This window comes from Aquabacterium humicola (genome assembly GCF_030167915.1).
GTDB lineage: Bacteria > Pseudomonadota > Gammaproteobacteria > Burkholderiales > Burkholderiaceae_C > Pseudaquabacterium > Pseudaquabacterium humicola.
Genome location: NZ_JARGNB010000009.1, coordinates 172885 through 193455 on the forward strand (window position 1 = coordinate 172885; position 20571 = coordinate 193455).

Below are 20571 nucleotides of genomic sequence, written 5' to 3' on the forward strand. Positions count from 1 at the left end.
GGCAACGCCAGCGGCGGGTCGATGGAGCGCGAGTTTAGTGCAGTTCGGCGTGCAGTTCCTGCAGCGACAGCACGGTCAGGTCATCGCGGTGCTTCAGCGCTTCGGTGGCCGCTTCGCAGCCGGCCATCGTCGTGTAGTACGTCACCCGGTTCGCCAGCGCGGCGGTGCGGATGTAGCGGGAGTCCGCGATCGCAGTGCGGGTTTCGTCGACCGTCGTGAAGACCAGCTGGATCTCGCCGGCCTTGATCATGTCGGCGATGTGCGGCCGGCCGTCCTTGACCTTGTTGACCACGCGCACCGGAATGCCGGCGGCGCTGATCGCCGCAGCCGTGCCCTTGGTCGCGACGACGCTGAAGCCCAGCGCCACCAGGTCGGCGGCCACCTTCACCGCCCGCGCCTTGTCGCCGTTCTTCACCGTGATCACCACCGTGCCCTTGGCCGGCAGGCGCGAGCCCGCGCCGAGCTGGCTCTTCAGCATCGCCTCGCCGAAGCTGCGGCTCGCGCCCATCACTTCGCCGGTCGAGCGCATCTCGGGCCCGAGGATCGGATCGACACCCGGGAACTTGTTGAAGGGGAAGACCGCTTCCTTGATGCTGAAGTACGGCGGGATCACCTCGTGCGGCGGCTTGCCACCCATGCCCTTCTGGTCCGCGAGCTTCTGGCCGGCCATGCAGCGCGCGGCGATCTTGGCCAGCGGCTGGCCGGTGGCCTTCGAGACGTAGGGCACCGTGCGCGAGGCGCGCGGGTTGACTTCCAGCACATAGACCGTGGCGCGCTCGCCGTCGCCGTCGATCGGGCCCTGGATGGCGAACTGCACGTTCATCAGGCCGATCACCTTCAGCGCCTTGGCCATCAACGTGGTCTGGCGGCGCAACTCGTCCTGCAGCTTGGCCGGCAGCGAATACGGCGGCAGCGAGCACGCCGAATCGCCGGAATGCACCCCGGCCTGCTCGATGTGCTCCATGATGCCGCCGATCATCACCGCGCTGCCGTCGCTGATGCAGTCGACGTCGACCTCGATCGCGTCGTCGAGGAAACGATCGAGCAGCACCGGCGACTTCTCGCTGACCTTGACCGCCTCGCGCATGTAGCGCTCGAGGTCCTTGTCGCCGTGCACGATCTCCATCGCGCGGCCGCCCAGCACGTAGCTCGGGCGCACGACCAGCGGATAGCCGATCTCGTGTGCCAGCACCAGCGCCTGCTCTTCGGTGCGCGCGGTGCGGTTCGGCGGCTGCTTCAGGCCCAGCTCGTGCAGCAGCTTCTGGAAGCGCTCGCGGTCCTCGGCGATGTCGATCGAGTCCGGCGAGGTGCCGATGATCGGCACGCCGGCCGCCTCGAGGTCCAGCGCCAGCTTCAACGGCGTCTGGCCGCCGTACTGCACGATCACGCCGACCGGTTTCTCCTTGTCGACGATCTCCAGCACGTCTTCGAGCGTCACGGGCTCGAAGTACAGCCGGTCGGACGTGTCGTAGTCGGTCGACACGGTCTCGGGGTTGCAGTTGACCATGATGGTCTCGTAGCCGTCCTCGCGCATCGCGAGCGCGGCATGCACGCAGCAGTAGTCGAACTCGATGCCCTGGCCGATGCGGTTCGGCCCGCCGCCCAGCACCATGATCTTGCGGCGGTCGCTCGGCGCGGCCTCGCACTCCTCGTCGTAGGTCGAGTACATGTAGGCGGTCTGCGTCGCGAACTCCGCGGCACAGGTATCGACCCGCTTGTAGACCGGACGGATGCCGAAGGCGTGGCGCGCACGGCGCACGTCATGCTGGTTGCTCGACAGCAGCTTCGCGAGACGCTTGTCCGAGAAGCCCTTCTGCTTCAGGAAGCGCATCTCGGCCGCCGACAGGCTGGCCAGCGTGCGGCCCTGCAGCTGCTTCTCGATGGCGATCAGTTCCTCGATCTGCGCGAGGAACCACGGGTCGATGCGGGTTTCGTCGAAGACCTCGTCGAGCGTCATGCCGACACGGAAGGCATCGCCGACGTACAGGATGCGCTCGGGGCCGGCGTTGCCGATCGCCTCGAGGATCTCCTCGCGGTCGGTCTCGCGCTCGGTCAGGCCGTCGATGCCGGTCTCGAGGCCGCGCAGCGCCTTCTGGAAGCTCTCCTGGAAGGTGCGGCCGATGGCCATCACCTCCCCGACCGACTTCATCTGCGTCGTCAGGCGCGCATCGGCCTCGCGGAACTTCTCGAACGCGAAACGCGGGATCTTGGTGACGACATAGTCGATGCTCGGCTCGAAGCTCGCCGGCGTCGCGCCGCCGGTGATGTCGTTGCGAAGCTCGTCGAGCGTGTAGCCCACCGCCAGCTTCGCGGCGATCTTGGCGATCGGGAAGCCCGTGGCCTTCGACGCCAAGGCGGACGACCGCGACACGCGCGGGTTCATCTCGATGACGATCATCCGGCCGTTGTCCGGATTGATCGAGAACTGCACGTTCGAGCCGCCGGTGTCGACGCCGATCTCGCGCAGGATCGCGATCGACGCGTTGCGCAGCAGCTGGTATTCCTTGTCGGTGAGCGTCTGGGCCGGCGCGACGGTGATCGAGTCACCGGTGTGGATGCCCATCGGATCGAGGTTCTCGATCGAGCAGACGATGATGCAGTTGTCCGCCTTGTCGCGGACCACTTCCATCTCGTATTCCTTCCAGCCGATCAGCGACTCCTCGATCAGCAGCTCGTTGGTCGGCGACAGGTCGAGGCCGCGCTTGCAGATCTCCTCGAACTCCTCCGGGTTGTAGGCGATGCCGCCGCCGGTGCCGCCGAGCGTGAAGCTGGGGCGGATGACCATCGGGAAGCCCGAGTGCTGCGCGGGGCCGCCGAGATCCGCCTGGATGCGCTTCTGCACGGCCCAGGCCTCTTCCATCGAGTGCGCGATGCCGCTCTTGGCCGAGTCGAGGCCGATCGAGGTCATCGCGTCCTTGAACTTCAGCCTGTCCTCGGCCTTCTCGATGGCCTTCTCGTTGGCGCCGATCATCTCGACGCCGTACTTCGCCAGCACGCCGTGCTTGTGCAGGTCGAGCGCGCAGTTCAGCGCCGTCTGGCCGCCCATCGTCGGCAGCACGGCCATCTTCTCGTGCGGACGCGCGGCACGCTCCTTGGCGATGATCTTCTCGACCACCTGCCACGAGATCGGCTCGATGTAGGTGACATCGGCCATCTCCGGGTCCGTCATGATCGTCGCCGGGTTGCTGTTGACGAGGATGACGCGGTAGCCCTCCTGGCGCAGCGCCTTGCAGGCCTGCGCGCCGGAGTAATCGAATTCGCAGGCCTGGCCGATGATGATCGGGCCGGCCCCGATGATCAGGATGCTCTGCAGGTCTTGGCGCTTAGGCATGCTTGGTCTCCATCAGCGCCACGAATCGATCGAACAGGTAGGCGATGTCATGCGGTCCGGGGGAAGCCTCCGGGTGGCCCTGGAAGCAGAAGGCGGGACGGTCGGTGCGGGCCAGGCCCTGCAGCGTGCCGTCGAAGAGGCTGACGTGCGTCGGCCGCAGCGTCGACGGCAGCGACTTCTCGTCGACCGCGAAGCCGTGGTTCTGGCTGGTGATCGAGACGCGGCCGGAGTCGAGGTCCTTCACCGGGTGGTTCGCGCCATGGTGGCCGAACTTCATCTTGAAGGTCTTCGCGCCCGAGGCCAGCGCCATGATCTGGTGGCCGAGGCAGATGCCGAAGGTCGGGATGCCGGCGTCGATCAACGTGCGGGTGGCTTCGATCGCGTAGTCGCAGGGCTCGGGGTCACCGGGGCCGTTGCTGAGGAAGATGCCGTCCGGGCTCAGCTTCATCGCGTCGGCGGCCGAGGCCTGCGCCGGCAGCACCGTGACGCGGCAGCCGCGGCTGGCCAGCATGCGCAGGATGTTGCGCTTGACGCCGTAGTCGAACGCGACGACATGGAAGCGCGGATTCTCGATGCGGCCATACCCTTGGCCGAGCGTCCATTCGGTCTCGGTCCAGGCGTAGGGCTCGCTGACCGACACGACCTTCGCGAGGTCGAGGCCGCTCATGCTCGGGGCGGCCTTCGCGGCGGCGATCGCCTCGGCGACCTCGGCCTCGCTGACGACATGGCCCGCCTCGAAGGTCGCGATGCAGCCGTTCTGGGCACCGCCGGTGCGCAGCACCCGCGTCAGGCGGCGCGTGTCGATGTTGCCGATGGCCACCGTGTTCTCACGGCGCAGGTAGTCCGGCAGGCTCATCGCCTGGCGGAAATTCGACAGGCGCGGCGGCAGGTCCTTGATGATCAGGCCGGCGGCATGGACCTTCGTGGCTTCGACATCCTCATCGTTGACGCCATAGCTGCCGATGTGCGGATACGTCAGCGTGACGATCTGCCTGCAGTAGCTGGGGTCGGTGAGGATCTCTTGATAGCCGGTGAGCGCGGTGTTGAACACCACCTCGCCGACCGTGCGACCGGGCGCGCCGATCGATGTGCCATGAAAGACCGTGCCGTCTGCGAGTGCGAGGAGTGCGGGGGGCAGCTGGGGCAGCAACACAAGAGCTCCGGAAGTCGCGCGCACCCAGCTTCAATCCCCGACTACGAGCGGTCGGGCCCGTCGCCGAGGTCCTCCGGAGGGGAAACTTCAGTGGAGTTTCGCTGGGGCTGCGGTGGTGGCGGGTAAACCTTCGAAGTATACCCTGCTGCGGGTTTGTCCCGACGGCGTGACAAGGATCAAAGGCCGAGCGCGGTGATGCCGGCGCGCGCAATCTGCGCGTCCTCGTTCGACTTGACGCCGCTGACCCCCACGGCGCCGACGCACTGCCCCTCGGCGAGGATCGGGACGCCGCCTTCGAGCATGCCCTCGAGCGTCGGCGCGCTCAGGAAGGACACGCGACCCTGGTTGATCATGTCCTCGTAGACCTTGCTCTCGCGGCGGCCGATGGCCGCGGTGCGGGCCTTGGCAGGCGCGATCTGCGCCGAGATCGGTGCGGCGCCGTCCAGGCGCTGCAGCCAGAGGAGGTGGCCGCCATCGTCGACGATCGCGATGCTCACTGCCCACTGGTGGCTGCGCGCCTCGGCTTCGGCCGCCTGGGCGATGGCGCGGACATCGTCGAGGGTCAGCTGCGGCTTGGTCTTCATCGGGAAACTCCGGAAATTCGCGAGGGGCGCAGTGTGCCCCAATGCTCGGCACCCCACCGCCGGGCAGGCTGCACCGCGGCAGCGCGGCCACGGCCGGGCGGAACTTAGAATCCCCTCGCGGTGTCCATAACCGCGTCACTGTCATTCATTGACTGGAGGTTCCATGAACGATCAAGGCCTGCAACCCTTCGGCTTCGCCGGTTCGGGCACGCTGGCGGCGGAGCGCAATCGCGTACTGCGCAACACCTACTGGCTGCTCGCCGTCTCGATGGTGCCGACGGTGCTGGGCGCATGGATCGGGGTCACCACCGGCTTCGCCACCGCGATGAGCCCGATGATCGGCCTGGTGGTGTTCCTGGTCGGCGCCTTCGGCTTCATGTTCGCGATCGAGAAGACCAAGCATTCGTCGACCGGCGTCTTCGTGCTGCTCGGCTTCACGTTCTTCATGGGCCTGATGCTCGCGCGGCTGCTGGCCGCGGTGCTGGGATTCCGGAACGGCGGCTCGCTGATCATGATGGCCTTCGGCGGCACCGCCGCGATCTTCTTCGCGATGGCGACGATGGCGACGATGATCAAGCGCGACCTGTCGACGATGGGCAAGTTCCTGACCGTCGGCGCGTGGATCCTGTTCTTCGCGTTCATCGCCAACGCCTTCCTGCAGTCGTCGGCCTTCATGCTCACGCTGCTGGTGCTGTGCCTGGGCATCTTCTCGGCGTTCATCCTGTACGACGTGAAGCGGGTGATCGACGGCGGCGAGGACAACTACATCAGCGCGACGCTGGCGATCTACCTGGACATCTACAACGTGTTCCAGAGCCTGCTGTCCATCCTCGGCATCTTCGGCGGCGAGCGCGACTGACACCCCTCGCCTCGCATCGAAACACAAAGGGCCCCGCGGGGCCCTTTGTTCATGCGCGGTCGAACACCGCGATGCTCTCGACGTGCGCCGTGTGCGGGAACATGTTGACCACGCCCGCGGCGCTGCAGCGGTAGCCCGCCTGGTGCACCAGCAGCCCGGCATCGCGAGCCAGCGTGGCGGGATTGCAGCTGACGTAGACGATGCGGCGCGGCGGCTGCCAGCCCTCGCGCGGGGCCTGGTGGATGTCCGCGAGCGCCTTGGCCAGCGCGAAGGCGCCCTCCCGGGGCGGGTCGACCAGCCACTTGTCGGCGACGCCGTAGCCGACCAGATCGTCGGCCGACAGCTCGAACAGATTGCGTGCCTCGAATCGCGTGCGTGACGCGAGGCCGTTGCGATCGGCGTTCTCGCGCGAGCGCTGCACCAGCGTCTCGCTGCCCTCGATGCCCAGCACCTCGCGCGCATGGCGCGCCAGCGGCAGCGTGAAGTTGCCGAGGCCGCAGAACCAGTCGATCACCCGCTCGTCGCGCTGCACCGCCAGCAGGCCCAGCGCGCGGTGCACCAGCACGCGGTTGATGTGGTGATTGACCTGGGTGAAGTCGGTCGGCTTGAACGGCATCAGCACGCCGTACTCGGGCAGCGAATAAGCCAGCTCCGGCCCGGTGTCGTCGAGCCGGTGCACGGTCTCGGGGCCCTTGGGCTGAAGCCACCACTGCACGCCGTGCGTCTGGCCGAACGCGGCCAGGCGCCGGCGATCGGCATCGGTCAGCGGCTCGAGGTGCCGCAGCACCAGCGCGATCACCGTGCCCTCGTCGCGCTCGCCCACCGCGAGTTCGATCTGCGGCAGCCGGTCACGCTGGTCCATCGCGCCGATGAGCGCCCGCAGCGGGAGCAGCAGGCCGCTCACTTTGGGTGGCAGCACGGGGCACACCGACATGTCGGCCACGTAGCGCGACTTGCGCTCGTGGAAGCCGATCAGCACCGTGCCCTTCTTCGCGACATGGCGCACCGACAGCCGCGCGCGGTAGCGGTAGCCCCAGCTCGGGCCCTCGATCGGCCGCAGCATGCGCTCGGGCCGCAGCTTGGACAGGTGCTGCAGGCCGTCCTCGAGCGCCCGTTGCTTGACCGCGACCTGCGCCGCCGCATCGAGGTGCTGCATCTTGCAGCCGCCGCAGGCGCCGGCATGCAGGCCGAAGTGCGGGCAGCCCGGCCGCACGCGCAGCGGGCTCTCGCGCCGCAGCGACACCAGCGAGCCCTGCTCCCACTGGTTCTTGCGCCGGCCGACCTCGACCTGCACTTCTTCACCAGGCAATGCGCCGTCGATGAAGACGACCTTGCCTTCGCTGTTGCGGGCGACGCCCTGGCCTTCGAGGTCGATCGAATCGACCTTCAGCCACTCTTCCTTTGCTGTCATGGGGCCGGATTATCCCGGCCCGCGAACGACCGCCTCAGGGCTTGACGTAGTCCGAGACGACCTTCCAGCGGCCGTCCTGGATCTGCGACAGCCGCGACACGTCGCTGCCCAGCCGCTTCGTCGCGGTGAAGGTGGACTCGGGGCTGCCGAAGATGTCAGGCGGGATGACCATCGTGTCCATGGACTTGATGAACGATTCGACTGTCAAGTTAGGCCCCGCCTTCTGGGCCGCCCGGATGAAGGCCTCGACGATGTTGTAGCCGTAGACCGAGAAGACGGTCGGATCCTCGTTGAACTTGGTCTTGTACTTCGTCGCCCAGAAGCGGATCGGCTGCGAGGCTTCGTCGAGGTAAGGATGCTGGGCCGTGTGGGTGGCGTACAGCCCGTCCATCGCCTTGCCGCCGAGCTTGTGGATCAGGTCGGTGTAGGCTGCGCTGGAGCCGAGGAAGGTCGGACTGAAGCCGGTCTTGCGTGCTTCCGCGATGGTGCCGATGGTTTCGCGGATGATGGTGCCGAGCACGACGAGGTCGCAGCCGGCGGACTTCATGCGCGCCACCTGCGACGAGAAATCGGTGGCGCCGCGCTTGTAGGTGGTGCGCTCGGCCAGTTCGCCGCCCATGGCCTTCATGCCGGCTTCGGCGCCGCGCACCACTTCCAGGCCGAACTCGTCGTCCTGGTAGATGGTGCAGACCTTCTTCGCGCCCTTCTCCTTCGCCAGCTTGGGCAGCGCCGTGCGCACCTGGTCGTAGTAGGTCACCGCGAACGAGTACTTGAGCTTGTGGAAGGGCTCGTACATCTCGCGCGCCGCGGTGATCGGCATGAAGTTGATGACGTTCTTCTCGAACTGCACCGGCATCGCGGCATTGTTCTGCGCCGTGCCGATGTGGCCGGCCATCACGAAGATCTTGTCCTGGTTGACGAGCTTCTGCGCCGCCAGCACCGCGCGCTTCGGGTCGTAGCCGGAGTCCTCGACCAGCAGCTTCAGCTTGCGGCCGTGGATGCCGCCCTGCTCGTTGAGCTCGTCCACGCGCAGCATCATGCCCAGGCGCGCCTGCTTGCCGAACGCGGCGATCGGACCGGACAGGTCCTGGATCGATCCGATCACGATCTCGTTCTTCGACACACCTTGCGTCTGCGCCGCCAGCGGCAGCACGAGCATCGACAGCGACACAGCAGCCCACACGCGAGCGAGTCTCATGGCGGTTCGTCTCCTGGGAAGGGTGCGGGCCATGCTAGCGCCGGCCCTGCCGCGTCACATCCCGGGACAAACGCTGACCGCCGGCTACAGCGGCCGCGCGTTGCGCGTGCCTCAGAACAGCGAGTCGCGATCGACGCCCTGGCGCACCATGCGCCGCTTCAGCTTCAGCAAGGCTTCCTGCTGGATCTGGCGGATGCGCTCGCGTGTCAGGCTCAGGCGCGCAGCCAGCATCTCCAGCGTCTCGGGCTCGCGGTCGTGCAGGCCGTAGCGGCCGGCGAGCACCTCGCGCTCGCGATCGTTCAGCTCCGCGAGGCCATGCGCCAGCAACTGCTCGACCTCGCGGCTGAGCATGAGGCCGACCGGGTCGATGGCCTGGTCGTCGACGACGCTGTCCAGCAGCGACTCCGCGGCGTCGGCCTCGAGCGGCGCGTCGAGCGATGCCGGGTGTTCGGCCATCTTCAGCAGCGCATCGACCTCCGCCACCGGGCGACCGAGGCGCAACGCGATGTCCTCGGTGCGCACCGAACGGGCGGCGTCGGCCTGCAGCGAGGATTGCGCCTCGAGCGCGCGACGGGCCTTGATCACCTGGTTCAGCTCGCGCACCACGTGCACCGGCAGCCGCACCAGCCGGGCCTGGTGCATGATGGCCCGTTCGATGCTCTGGCGCACCCACCACGACGCATAGGTCGAGAAGCGGAAGCCGCGCTCGGGTTCGAACTTGGCGATGGCGTGCATCAGGCCCAGGTTGCCTTCCTCGATGAGATCCGGCATCGGCAGGCCACGGCCGAGGTAGTTCTTCGCGATGCTGACGACGAGCCGCAGGTTGCGCTCGATCATCGCCTGGCGCGCATCGAAGTCGCCCTGGCGGGCGCGCGTCGCGGTCAGGAACTCTTCTTCGGGCGTGAAGAGCGGCGCGCGGCGGATCTCGCGCAGGTACAGCTGGAGCGTATTGCCGACATCGGCATCGCCGGCCGGCAGCTCGATGCCGTTGCTGCCCGGCGGCTCGTTGTCCTCAGCTCCGTTGGAGCGGCCGGAGTGGCGCGCGTCCGGTTCGTCGGCACCGTTCGGGCCTGTTGCCTGCGCGTCGCGCCGCTTGCCCATGGTGCTGCATCCGTCGGACCGGCCGGGCCCTACCTGGGCGGCAGCAGCCGCGCCGGATCGATCGGCTTGCCCTGCTTGCGGATCTCGAAGTGCAGCTGCACGCGCTCGGCGTCGCTCGACCCCATCTCCGCGATTCGCTGGCCTCGGCGCACCACCTGATCCTCCTTCACGAGCAGGGTCTGATTGTGCGCGTAGGCCGTGAGGTACGTGTTGTTGTGCTTGACGATCACGAGGTTTCCATAACCGCGCAGGCCGGATCCGGCGTAGACCACGCGGCCATCGGCCGCGGCCAGCACCGGATCGCCGGCCTTGCCGGAGATCGCGAGGCCCTTGCTGCGGCCTTCCTCGAACGGCGCCGCGACAGGGCCGGTGGCGGGCCACAGCCAGTTCAGATCGTCGTCCGGTTCCTTGGCCGCAGCGGGCGCCGCGGGCGCGGGCGGCGCCGTCGCGGCCGAGGCCGCCGGCGCCGAGCCCGCAGCGGCCACGGGCGCCGATGCGGCGGCGGCCGGCGGCTTGGCGTCTAGCGGACGGCCTTCGACACGCGGGCTGCCGACACCGCGTGTAGCGACCGCGTTCGGATCGACGTTCGGCGGCAGGACGCGCAGCACCTGGCCGACCTCGATCAGGTTCGGGTTCTCGATGCCGTTCCAGCGGGCGACGTCGCGCCAGTTCTGCCCGTTCTCGAGCCCGATGCGGATCAGCGTGTCGCCCTGCTTGACGGTGTAGTAGCCCGGCTTGCCGGCATGTTCGGCATTCGGCAGCGGCTTCACGTCGGCGCTCGGCGCGGAAGCGGCTGCCGCGGCGGGCACGGCGGCCACCGGACGGGGGGCACTCGCGCGGTCCTCGACGGGCGCCTTGTTCCGTGGCGATGCACAGCCCGCCATGAGCAGCACCAGCACCACGGACAACAACGACAGGCGATCGAGCATGGGCAGCAGGGCCGCGCGGGCGGCGTGTGGAGGGGTCAGAGGACGCCCGATTTTAGAGGGACGAAATGAACGCCCTCGTGATGCGAACGTGACCAGCCGGTCGCCGTGCGATCGACGACCACGAGCACCTGTCCGCCGCCGGTCGATTGCATCGGGGCGACGAGGCGTCCGCCGATCGCGAGTTGCTCCAGCCACGCCGGCGGCAGGTCCTCGCCGCCGGCGGCCGCGACGATGCTGTCGTAGGGCGCTCGCGGCGCATGGCCCAGCATGCCGTCACCGTACACGAGACGCACCTGGTCGAGGCGCCATGGCGCGAGGTTGGCACGCGCCTTGTCGAACAGCGGCCGCAGTCGTTCGATCGAGACCACGTGCCGCGCGATGCAGGCGAGCAGCGCGGCCTGGTAGCCGCAACCGGTGCCGATCTCCAGCGCCCGTCCGAGGTGGCCCTCCCGCCGCGCGTTCGCTCCTTCGAGCAGCAAGCCGAGCATGCGCGCGATCACCGACGGCTTCGAGATCGTCTGCCCCAGCCCGATCGGCAGGCTCGTGTCCTCGTAGGCCTGGTTGGCGAGGGCGGTGTCGACGAACTGGTGACGTGGCACGCGGCCCATCGCCTCGAAGATCGGTTCGCCGCGCAAGCCTTCGGCGCGCAGACGGTCGACCATGCGGGCGCGTACATGCGCCGAATCGAGGCCCAGGCCGCTGGGCGCAGCCGAACGTGCCGCATCCTGCGCGGCCTGGTGCAGCAGACGCTGAGGCCGCAGCGGTTCGCGTGCGCTCGCCGGCGCCCGCGCCGTGGTCGGCTGCGCCAGCTTGTCGAGTCCCAGCGGAAAGCCGCGGCGCTTGTCGCTCATCGACGCCCCCTGCAGCGCTGCGCGCCGGTCCCCCCGAGAGGGAGCGAGCGCCTTCGGAACGGCCGAATGGCGCTCATGCGCGCTCCAGGCGCACCCGCCAGTCGCCGAGCGCCTGATGCTCGGTCAGGTCGACCTGCAGCGGCGTGATCGACACGCAACCCGTCGCGGTGGCGTGGAAGTCGGTGCCCTCGCCTGCTTCGCGTGCGTCGCCGGCGGGCCCGATCCAATAGATGGCCTCGCCGCGCGGATTGGTCTGCTTCACCACCGGTTCGCTCGCATGGCGACGGCCCAGGCGCGTGACGCGGCGCGGCAGCGAGGCCGCGTCGGGCCGGTTCGGAATGTTGACGTTCAACAGCCAGGGCCGCGACGACGGCGGCGCCTCGAGCACCTGCTCGACCACGGCACGCGCGACGCGCGCGGCTTCGTCCAGGTGCGTCCAGCCGCGCTCGACCTGCGAGAAGGCGATCGCCGGTATGCCGAACAGGTAGCCTTCCATGGCCGCGGCGACGGTGCCCGAGTACAGCGTGTCGTCTCCCATGTTGGCGCCCTGGTTGATGCCCGACAGCACGAGGTCGGGCCGCTGCGGCAGCAGACCGGTCAGCGCGACGTGCACGCAGTCCGACGGTGTGCCGTTGACGACCAGGAAACCGCGCTGCGATTCCCCGCGCGCCTCGAAGACCGACAGCGGCCGGTTCAAGGTCAAGGCGTTCGAGGTGCCGCTGGCGTTCTGCTCCGGCGCGATCACGGTGATCTCGCCGAGACCCTGCATCGCGCCGACCAGCGCCGCCAAGCCGGGCGCGAGGTAGCCGTCGTCGTTGGCGATCAGTATCCGCATCAGTGCCCGCCCGGCCGCCCGAAGGGCACTGTGCGCCCCTCGGGGGCCGCGAACGAAGTGAGCTGGGGGCTGACCATCTCGCGGATTGTAGGGAGTCGTCACCCTTGCGACGCGATGCAACCGCCTTGCTGCCTATCATGCCGAGCCTTGATCCGGGCCGAGCGCCCGCGGGAGACACGGACGATGCACGCCTGGATTTGCGACAACCCGATCGGCGTCGAAGCGCTGCAATGGAAAGAGGTTCCCACGCCGGAGCCGGGGCCGAATGAAGTCCGCGTCGCGGTGCGCGCCGCGAGCCTGAACTTCCCCGACATCCTCATCGTGCAGGCCAAGTACCAGGTCAAGCCGCCGCTGCCTTTCGTGCCGGGGTCGGAGTACGCCGGCGTGATCGATGCGGTCGGCGAAGGCGTCACGCAGTTCAAGCCCGGCGACCGCGTCGCGGCGCTGGGCAGCACCGGCGGCTTCGGCACGCACGCGATCGTCGGCACGGACCGCTTGATGCCGTTGCCGCCCGGTTTCGAGTTCGAGCACGCGGCGGCCTTCGCCTTCACCTACGGCACCTCGTACCACGCCCTGATCGACCGCGGCCAGTTGAAGGCGGGCGAGACGGTTCTCGTGCTCGGTGCGGCCGGCGGCGTCGGCACCGCGGCGCTGCAGATCGCCAAGGCCGCCGGCGCGCGCGTGATCGCGGGCGCATCGACCGACGAGAAGTGCGCGCTGTGCAAGGACCTCGGCGCCGACGCGACGCTGAACTACAGCCGCGAGAACGTGCGCGACGCCTTGAAGGCCCTGACCGACGGCAAGGGCCCCGACGTGGTCTACGACCCGGTCGGCGGCGACCTCGCCGAGCCGGTGTTCCGTTCGATCGCCTGGCGCGGCCGCTATCTCGTCATCGGCTTCGCGGGCGGCGGCATTCCGGCACTGCCCTTCAACCTCCCGCTGTTGAAGGGCGCGTCCGTCGTCGGCGTGTTCTGGGGCGACTACGTCCGCCGCGAACCCCGCGCCAACCTGGCGGCGATGAACCAGTTGGCGACCTGGTACGCGCAAGGCAAGGTCCGTCCGGTGATCGACGAGCGCCTGCCGATGAGCGAACTTCATCGCGCATACGCCCGCATGACCGGACGCGAGGTCAAGGGCAAGGTGGTGCTCGTCAATGCGTAAGCGTTGGTGACATCGGCGCCGAACCTCCCCCCATGGAGGGGTACGGTGCCAAACCTTCTGCGCTAGCATTTCGGCCGGGAGAACAAACCTCATGGCCGTCAAGGTCCTCATCCTCGAAGACAACCCCGTCGCGCGAAGCTTCCTCTGCCGCGTCGTGCGCGAGAGCTTCAGCGACACCATCGCGATCACCGAAGCCGGCGACCTCGAAAGCGCGCGTGCGCAGATCAGCCTCACCGGCGGCCCGAGCGGCCTGCACGGCGTCGATCCGTTCAAGCTCATCCTCGTCGACCTCGAGCTGCCCGATGGCAACGGCATGGAGTTGCTCGCCGAGCTCACTCAGTACCCGGCGACGAAGGTCGTCACTACGCTGTACTCCGACGACGAGCACCTGTTCCCCGCGCTGCAGTGCGGCGCCGATGGTTACCTTCTGAAGGAAGACCGCTTCGAGGTGCTTGTCGAGGAACTTCAGAAGATCGTTCGCGGCCAGCCACCGCTGTCGCCGGCGATCGCGCGGCGCCTGTTGACGCACTTCCGAAGCGGCTTGCGCGTGGGCGGCGATGGTCCGGCGCCCGATTCCGGCTTCGCACCGCTCGACTACGCCGCCGTCAGCCGTCCGGTGCCGCTGGAGAAGCCGCCCGAGCACGACCGCCTGACCCCACGCGAGAGCGAGGTGCTGACCTACCTCAGCAAGGGCTTCACGATCAAGGAGATCGCGAGCCTGATGGGCATCAAGTGGTTCACCGTCAACGACCACATCAAGTCGATCTACAAGAAGCTCAACGTCTCCAGCCGCGCCGAAGCGGCCGTGCTGGCCACCAAGCAAGGCCTGGTGTGACGGAGCCGGGCCTGCCCCGGCTCCACGTCCTTCGAACGCCATGAGCGCCGACGCCACGCGCCCGCTGGCCGAGGCCGCCGGCGAAGCATCCGGCGACGCCCGACACGACTCCCGCAACGATTCACGCGCCGACTCGCAGCTCGACTCGCGCTGGATCGACCAGGCGTTCCTGACCCGCAGTTCCGCGATGGCGCGCTGGATGGGCTGGCGGCTGCGCATGCTGGTCGTGCTCGCGCTGCTCGGCAGCGTGGGGGTCTTCGCGCTGCTGCGCGTGCTGGCCGGGCTGCCCTACATCGATGCCCAGTGGCGCAGCATCGGCGCCAGCGGCATCGAACTCGTGTCCAGCAGCGACCCCGCGCTGCGCACCAAGGTCGGCCAGCGCCTCGTGGCGATCGAACGCGCCGACGGCCGCCGTACCGAGGTCGACGCCCGGCTCCTTCAGCGCTCGCCGCGCTGGACCGTCGGCGACGGCGATCGCCAGCGCCAGCTGGCCCTGCAGGAGGACATCGGCCGTGCCCTGCGCGACACCTCCCTGCGCCTCGTCTTCGACGATCGCAGCGCGGTCGACGTCAAACCGGTGCCACGCGGCTTCGCGGGACTCGGCAGCCTGTTCTGGCTGCTGTGCGCGCTGGCGCTGGTGCTCTACCTGATCGCCGCCGTCGTCGCGCTGGCCGCACCGGGCATCGCCAACCTGCTTTATGCGATGGTGGCGACCAGCCAGAGCGTGAACCTGGTGCTGATCGCGGTGGAGTCGATGCCGGGCCTCGGCATCTCGTCGGGCTTCGGCCAGCTGTCCCTGGACCTGCGCACGTTGTGCGACCTGGTGTCCGCCGCGGCGATCCTGCATGCCTGCCTGGTGCACCCGGCGCGGCTGCCGCGCGCCGGCTGGCTGGCGCTGGCCGGGTGGGTGCTGGCGCTGCTGCCGGCGGTGCTCGCAACCCGCCAGGCGCTGCCCGCGCAGTGGTGGGCCACGCAGGGCCTGCTGATCGCATTCGGCCTCGCGTCGGTGGCCGTGCTGAGCTGGTCCTACCGTCATGAGCCGCATCCGTTCTCGATCGTCGTGCGCCGGCTCGGGCTGGCCGCCAGCGGCATCCTGATCCTGCTGACCTTCGCGGTCGCGCTGGTCAGCGCGCAGTCGCAGGCGCCGCACACCGTGGCCATCTTCGGCTCGATGGCCTGGTACGTCTTCATCGCCTCGCTGCTGCTGCTGGTGCCCTTCATGTCGCGCTCCCAGCACGTGATGCGCGAGTTCGCGATGCTGGCCGGCATCAGCACCGTCGCGACCTCGCTTGACCTGCTGTTCGTCGCGGTGTTCGCGCTGGGCCAGTTCGCGTCGGTGACGCTGTCGCTGTTCGTTGCGGTCGGCCTCTATGTCGGTGCCCGCCAGTGGCTGGTGAACCAGTTCATGGGCACCGGCGTGCTGACGGCCGAGCGCATGTTCGAGAGCCTGTACCGGGTTGCCCGGGAGATCGAAGCCACGCCCCGCAAGGCCGAGGACCAGCTGACGCGGCTGCTGCGCGAGCTGTTCGAGCCGCTCGAGGTCGCGCGCGTGGCGCGGCCGGTGTCGCGCACGCGTGTCGCCTCGGACGGCTCGACGATGGTCGTCCCGGTGCCCCGGCTGCCGGGGGCGGATGCCGACGAGCAGGCCGCCAGCGGCGCCATCCTGCTGCGTTATGCGCGGCGCGGCCGGCGCCTTTTCAGCAGCGAGGACGCTCGCCTCACCGACCGCGTGCTCGAGCAGTTGCGTCGCGCGGTGGCCTACGACCGCGCCGTCGAGCAGGGTCGCAGCGAAGAACGCACGCGCATCGCGCAGGACCTGCACGACGACATCGGCGCACGCCTGCTGACGCTGATGTACAAGGCCCAGAACCCGGAGATGGAGGAGTACATCCGCCATACCCTGCAGGACCTGAAGACCTTGACGCGCGGGCTCGCCGCCGCGAACCACAAGCTGTCGCATGCCGCGGCCGAATGGAAGGCCGACCTGGGGCAGCGCCTGAACCTGACGCACTGCGAGCTCGTCTGGTCCTTCAGCGCCGACCGCGACATCCCGCTCACCGTCGTGCAATGGTCCGGGCTCACGCGCGTGCTGCGCGAGCTGGTCAACAACATCATCGCTCACGCGCAGGCCAGCTCCGTCGAGATCTCCGGCCAGTACGACCGCGGCCGCCTCGTGCTCACGGTCAGCGACGACGGCATCGGCCGTGAACCCGAGCGCTGGTCACACGGCCTCGGACTCGGTGGCGTGCGCAAGCGGGTGAAGCTGCTCGGCGGCGAGGTGCGCTGGAGGGAGCGCAGCAGCCGGGGCATCGTCTGCGAGGTGCGCGTGCCCCTGCTCGGGACTCGCGTCTGACGCACGGCGCAGAAACGACGAAGCCGGGGCGGGCCCGGCTTCATCTTCATTCGGTGGGGTGGCTGATGGGACTCGAACCCACGACGACCAGAATCACAATCTGGGACTCTACCAACTGAGCTACAGCCACCGCTGCTGCAAGCCGCGAATTATAGCCTGCGCCAATGCCGCGCCAATGGGTGGCGCGGCGCCCGGGTTCATCGGCTGGCCGACGATGCGGCCGCTTCCGCTGCGTGCGCGGCGGCGCTGGGCTTGATCTCGACCTTCAGGCGCGACTTCAGCGCGCGGTAATAGGCCTGGGTCTCTGCCTGGGCCCACACCTGCGCGTACTGCTGCTGCAGGCGGTTGCCTTCTTCCGGCAGCTTCTCCCGCTCCAGCACTTTCTCGATGCGCGCGACGACATAACCTTCACCCGGCACCTCGATGCCGGTGAACGCCGGCAGCTTCGATGCATCGGCACGCAGCACCGCGTCGAGCGCCGGACCGGCAAGACCGTCGGGCCGCGCGCGCGACACCGTTCCGGTCAGCGGCAGCTCGCCTTCGCCGTCCTTGCGCAGCTGTGCGAGCCGCGCCTCGCCGTCCTTGCGCGCGAGTGCCATGGCCTGCTCGGCCTGCAGCTGCGTGCGCACGCGGTCCTTGACCTCGGCCAGCGGCTGCGTATGCGCCGGGCGGTGCTCGACGATGCGCGCCGAGGCCAGCTGGTTGGGCCCGACCTCGACCGCGTCGGTATTGCGCTTGTTGCGCACCGCGTCGTTGCCGAACACCGCTTCGAGCAGCTTGGCGGACGCGAGCGCACCCGTCGCGCCGGGCGCCGGCGTGCGCGTGACCTGCGCGCTGCGCTTCTCGAGCTTGAGCTTGTCGATCACCGGCTGCAGGCTGTCCGCCTGTTCGTAGACGGTGTTGGTGAACTGCTCGGCCGCTTCGACCCACTTCTTCTGCGCCGCCTGCTTGCGTGCCTCGTCCTCGATCGCCGAGCGCACCTGCTCGAACGGCTTCTTCTCGCCGCCGCGCGTCGCGTCCAGCTTGATGATGTGGAAGCCGAAGTCGCTCTCGACGACGTTGCTGATCTCGCCGACCTTCATCGCATAGACCGCGTCCTCGAAAGGTTTGGTCATCGCGCCGCGACCGAAGAAGTCGAGATCACCGCCCTGGGTCGCCGAGCCCGGATCCTCCGACTGCTTGCGGGCGACGTCGGCGAAGCTGTCCGGGTTCTTCCGCAGCTCGGCGAGCAGCGCCTCGGCACGCGCCTTGGCCTTCTGCTTGACGTCGGCGGCCGCATCCTTGTCGGCCTTGATCAGGATGTGGCGCGCACGACGCTCCTCTGCCGCCATGTAGCGCGACGCGTTCTGGTCGTAGTACTTGCGCAGATCGTCCTCGGAGACGGTGACGCCCTTCTTCAGCTGCTCGATGTCGAGCACCACGTAGTCGATCGTCGCGCTCTCTGCGGCGCGGAACTGCGCCTCGTTGCGCTTGTAGTAGGCCTCGATGTCCGCGTCGCTCGGAGTGACCTTCGCGATGTAGTCCTTCAGGTCGAAGCGCGCATAGCGGATCTCGCGCCGCTGCAGCAGCGGCTCGAGCGCACTGGCGACGACGGCCGGCGATGCGGTCACCGAATCGGCGATGCCGCGCATCACCTGGCGTGCGCGCAGGTCCTGCGCGAGACGCGCCTCGAAGGATTGCGGCGTCATGCCCTGCGCCTCGAGGATGGACTTGTACATCGCGACGTCGAAGCTGCCGTCGGGCCGCCTGAACTGCGCAAGCTCGGGCATGGCCTGCAGCTCGCGGCCGACCTTCTCGTCCGAGACGTCGAGGTGCAGGCGCTGCGCAGCGCCCAGCATCACGCGCTCGCGCACCAGTTGCTCCAGCGTCTCCGAGCGCATCGCCGCCGTGTCGAGCATCTTCGGATCGACGTTGGGCATCTGGCGACGCAGGCGCTCGGCCTGCTGCTGGTGCGCGGCATCCCACTCCTGCTGCGTGATGCCGTGGCCATCGACCTTGGCCACGGTCTGCCCGCGCCCTTCGCTGAAGCTCGAATACCCCTGGATGCCGAAGACGACGAAGGACGGCAGGATGAGGATCAACAGCAGCAGTTGCAGCAGCTTGGTGTGCGTACGGACGAATTCGAACATGTCGGCCTCGGGAACGTTCGTCGCGGCTGGCAGCCGCCGAACGCGAAAAAGGCGAACCGCGGTTCGCCTTCCAGGTTGCTCGCCGGTCTCTCGGGACGAGAGCGGAGCGCGGATTCTAGCGGTGGTGGGTGCTGACGGGCTCGAACCGCCGACCTACGCCTTGTAAGGGCGCCGCTCTACCAACTGAGCTAAGCACCCAACGCTCGAAGACCGTGCCGTCAGTTGACGGCATCCTTCAACGCCTTGCCGGCGCGGAACTTCGGCACCTTCGCGGCCTTGATCTTGATGGCCGCGCCGGTGCGCGGATTGCGGCCGCTGCGTGCGGCCCGCTTGCTGACGGCGAAGGTACCGAAGCCGACGATCGACACGCTGCCATTCTTCTTCAGGGTCGTCTTGACGCCCCCGATCAGGGCCTCCAGGGCGCGCGTGGCCGCCGCCTTGGAAATATCGGCCTGAGTGGCAATGTGCTCGATCAGCTCGGACTTGTTCACGAAGGTACCCCCTCTCAAGGTGTCTCGACGAGTTCGGTTGGCTCGGTTTGCGGTCTCGGCGTGTTGGCCGGCCGCAGGGTCTGGCGACTCTCGCGCGGGTGCACCGCGTCGCGTCGATTACAGCGGCGCCCTCTGGCAGTGTCAAGCGCGGAGGCCGGATTCTATGCGCAGCCTCAGCAGCCATTCACAAAGCGTTGCGCCGATCGGCGCGGGGCTGGACCGCGCACGCATCACGCGTGCGCATCAGGCCTTCAGCGCGCGCGCGCGCGGATCTCCGGCAGCGCCTTGCGCAGGTAGTACACCATCGACCAGATCGTCAGCACCGTCGCGACGAGGATCAGCACCGTGCCCCACCAGCGCGTATCGATCACGGTGAACAGGAAGCCGTCGTACAGCAGGAACGGGATGGCCACCATCTGCGTCACCGTCTTGAGCTTGCCGAGCATGTGCACCGCGACACTGCGAGAGGCGCCGATCTGCGCCATCCACTCGCGCAGCGCCGAGATCGCGATCTCCCGGCCGATGATCACCAGCGCGACGAACACGTCCACGCGCGTCAGGTGCACCAGCACCAGCAGCGAGGCGCAGACCAGGAACTTGTCGGCCACCGGGTCGAGGAAGGCGCCGAAGGATGATGTCTGGTTCAGCTTGCGGGCGAGCCAGCCATCGGCCCAGTCGGTCAGCGCGAACAGCACGAACATCACGGTGGCCGCGAGGTTCTGCGTCGGCCGGTCGATCGGCAAGGCGTAGACGCCGACGATCAGCGGGATCGCCACGATGCGGGCCCAGGTCAGCAAGGTCGGCAGCGTGAGGAACATGCCGAGCATTGTGCCGGACGAGATCGCGCTAGAAGTCGAGCGTGCGCAACTTGAAGCGACGATCGTCGGCGAAGAGAAACACCTCGGTGAACTTCCAGGGCCTCGGCAGGTGCGAGACCTCGCCGAAGGGTCCCGCGCGGTGCACCGCGTCGATCGCCAGCTGGACCGTGTCCCGCGCCTGGCTCGGCTGGCGCATCACGCTGACGCGACGCACGCTGCCGTCGCCGTTGAGCTCGATCTCGAGCACCGGGATGGCCAGCAGCGGCTCGGGCGGCTTGCCGTCGTAGGTCGCGTTGCGCGACGCCGCGGTGATGCGCTGCGCGGCGCTCACGCGGAACTCGTCCCAGTTGCGTGCGCGTTTCTGCGGCATCGGCCTGGCGGCGACCGGCGGCGGGGCCGGTGTCGGCGTCGCCCGCGTGCTCGGTGCCTGAGCCGGCGGCGCGGGCGGTGGCGGCGAAGGAGGCGGCGACGACGAGCAGCCGCCAAGAAGGGCCAGGGTGGACAGGCGGGCCGTCCAGCGAAGCAGTTCGGG

17 protein-coding genes and 2 tRNA genes are annotated in these 20571 nt (G+C 68.5%); 4 read left to right on the forward strand and 15 right to left on the reverse strand.

Annotated elements, in window-relative coordinates:
• Nucleotides 1-34: 34 nt before the first annotated feature.
• From carB to P1K89_RS29195, 3 genes are all read right to left on the reverse strand, one after another.
• Entirely contained in the window at nucleotides 35-3331 is a 3297-nt protein-coding gene (gene carB / locus P1K89_RS29185; RefSeq protein WP_284620063.1) for a carbamoyl-phosphate synthase large subunit, read from the reverse strand.
• The gene (gene carA, locus P1K89_RS29190) at nucleotides 3324-4481 is read right to left on the reverse strand and encodes a glutamine-hydrolyzing carbamoyl-phosphate synthase small subunit (RefSeq protein ID WP_284620064.1); all 1158 of its coding nucleotides are present in this window, start codon (nucleotides 4479-4481) and stop codon (nucleotides 3324-3326) included. The genes carB and carA overlap by 8 nt, the downstream gene beginning before the upstream one ends.
• Before the next feature lie 179 nt (nucleotides 4482-4660).
• Nucleotides 4661-5068 carry a GlcG/HbpS family heme-binding protein gene (locus tag P1K89_RS29195; RefSeq protein ID WP_284620065.1) on the reverse strand — a complete coding sequence of 136 codons (408 nt, stop codon included), beginning with the start codon at nucleotides 5066-5068 and terminating at the stop codon, nucleotides 4661-4663.
• A 163-nt stretch (nucleotides 5069-5231) separates the two neighbouring features.
• Between P1K89_RS29195 and P1K89_RS29200 the strand changes: the two genes are divergently transcribed.
• The gene (locus P1K89_RS29200; RefSeq protein ID WP_284620066.1) at nucleotides 5232-5927 is read left to right on the forward strand and encodes a Bax inhibitor-1/YccA family protein; all 696 of its coding nucleotides are present in this window, start codon (nucleotides 5232-5234) and stop codon (nucleotides 5925-5927) included.
• A gap of 49 nt (nucleotides 5928-5976) precedes the next feature.
• On the opposite strand, the gene rlmD is transcribed toward P1K89_RS29200, so the two are convergent.
• From rlmD to surE, 6 genes are all read right to left on the reverse strand, one after another.
• Entirely contained in the window at nucleotides 5977-7338 is a 1362-nt protein-coding gene (gene rlmD, locus P1K89_RS29205; protein WP_284620067.1) for a 23S rRNA (uracil(1939)-C(5))-methyltransferase RlmD, read from the reverse strand.
• Nucleotides 7339-7372: 34 nt separating this feature from the next.
• Nucleotides 7373-8536 (reverse strand): ABC transporter substrate-binding protein, encoded by a 1164-nt coding sequence (locus tag P1K89_RS29210; RefSeq protein ID WP_284620068.1) that lies wholly within the window; start codon nucleotides 8534-8536, stop codon nucleotides 7373-7375.
• 111 nt (nucleotides 8537-8647) lie between these two features.
• Complete coding sequence (gene rpoS / locus P1K89_RS29215) at nucleotides 8648-9637, reverse strand: RNA polymerase sigma factor RpoS (protein ID WP_284620069.1); 990 nt, start codon at nucleotides 9635-9637, stop codon at nucleotides 8648-8650.
• 29 nt (nucleotides 9638-9666) lie between these two features.
• Nucleotides 9667-10566: a peptidoglycan DD-metalloendopeptidase family protein gene (locus P1K89_RS29220; RefSeq protein ID WP_284620070.1), complete on the reverse strand. Its 900-nt coding sequence runs from the start codon at nucleotides 10564-10566 to the stop codon at nucleotides 9667-9669.
• Nucleotides 10567-10601: 35 nt separating this feature from the next.
• Nucleotides 10602-11417, reverse strand: coding sequence for a protein-L-isoaspartate(D-aspartate) O-methyltransferase (locus P1K89_RS29225; RefSeq protein WP_284620071.1), 816 nt, complete (start codon nucleotides 11415-11417; stop codon nucleotides 10602-10604).
• Between the two features lie 73 nt (nucleotides 11418-11490).
• On the reverse strand, nucleotides 11491-12252 hold the full coding sequence (gene surE, locus P1K89_RS29230; protein ID WP_284620072.1) for a 5'/3'-nucleotidase SurE: 762 nt from the start codon (nucleotides 12250-12252) through the stop codon (nucleotides 11491-11493).
• 183 nt (nucleotides 12253-12435) lie between these two features.
• Between surE and P1K89_RS29235 the strand changes: the two genes are divergently transcribed.
• From P1K89_RS29235 to P1K89_RS29245, 3 genes are all read left to right on the forward strand, one after another.
• On the forward strand, nucleotides 12436-13413 hold the full coding sequence (locus tag P1K89_RS29235; RefSeq protein ID WP_284620104.1) for an NADPH:quinone oxidoreductase family protein: 978 nt from the start codon (nucleotides 12436-12438) through the stop codon (nucleotides 13411-13413).
• A gap of 91 nt (nucleotides 13414-13504) precedes the next feature.
• Nucleotides 13505-14248: a LuxR C-terminal-related transcriptional regulator gene (locus tag P1K89_RS29240; protein WP_284620073.1), complete on the forward strand. Its 744-nt coding sequence runs from the start codon at nucleotides 13505-13507 to the stop codon at nucleotides 14246-14248.
• 40 nt (nucleotides 14249-14288) lie between these two features.
• A complete protein-coding gene (locus tag P1K89_RS29245) occupies nucleotides 14289-16601 on the forward strand; it encodes a sensor histidine kinase (protein WP_284620074.1) in 2313 nt (770 codons plus the stop codon).
• Nucleotides 16602-16655: 54 nt separating this feature from the next.
• Here P1K89_RS29245 and P1K89_RS29250 read toward each other — a convergent pair.
• The 6 genes from P1K89_RS29250 to P1K89_RS29275 form a co-directional block, all read right to left on the reverse strand.
• Nucleotides 16656-16731: transfer RNA gene (locus tag P1K89_RS29250), tRNA-His, on the reverse strand.
• 67 nt (nucleotides 16732-16798) lie between these two features.
• Nucleotides 16799-18730: a SurA N-terminal domain-containing protein gene (locus P1K89_RS29255; RefSeq protein ID WP_284620075.1), complete on the reverse strand. Its 1932-nt coding sequence runs from the start codon at nucleotides 18728-18730 to the stop codon at nucleotides 16799-16801.
• 122 nt (nucleotides 18731-18852) lie between these two features.
• A tRNA-Val gene (locus tag P1K89_RS29260) sits at nucleotides 18853-18928 on the reverse strand.
• Nucleotides 18929-18948: 20 nt separating this feature from the next.
• Complete coding sequence (locus P1K89_RS29265) at nucleotides 18949-19221, reverse strand: HU family DNA-binding protein (RefSeq protein ID WP_173127931.1); 273 nt, start codon at nucleotides 19219-19221, stop codon at nucleotides 18949-18951.
• Nucleotides 19222-19472: 251 nt separating this feature from the next.
• Entirely contained in the window at nucleotides 19473-20039 is a 567-nt protein-coding gene (gene pgsA / locus P1K89_RS29270) for a CDP-diacylglycerol--glycerol-3-phosphate 3-phosphatidyltransferase (RefSeq protein ID WP_284620076.1), read from the reverse strand.
• Between the two features lie 28 nt (nucleotides 20040-20067).
• Nucleotides 20068-20409: a hypothetical protein gene (locus P1K89_RS29275; protein WP_284620077.1), complete on the reverse strand. Its 342-nt coding sequence runs from the start codon at nucleotides 20407-20409 to the stop codon at nucleotides 20068-20070.
• Nucleotides 20410-20571 lie beyond the last annotated feature (162 nt).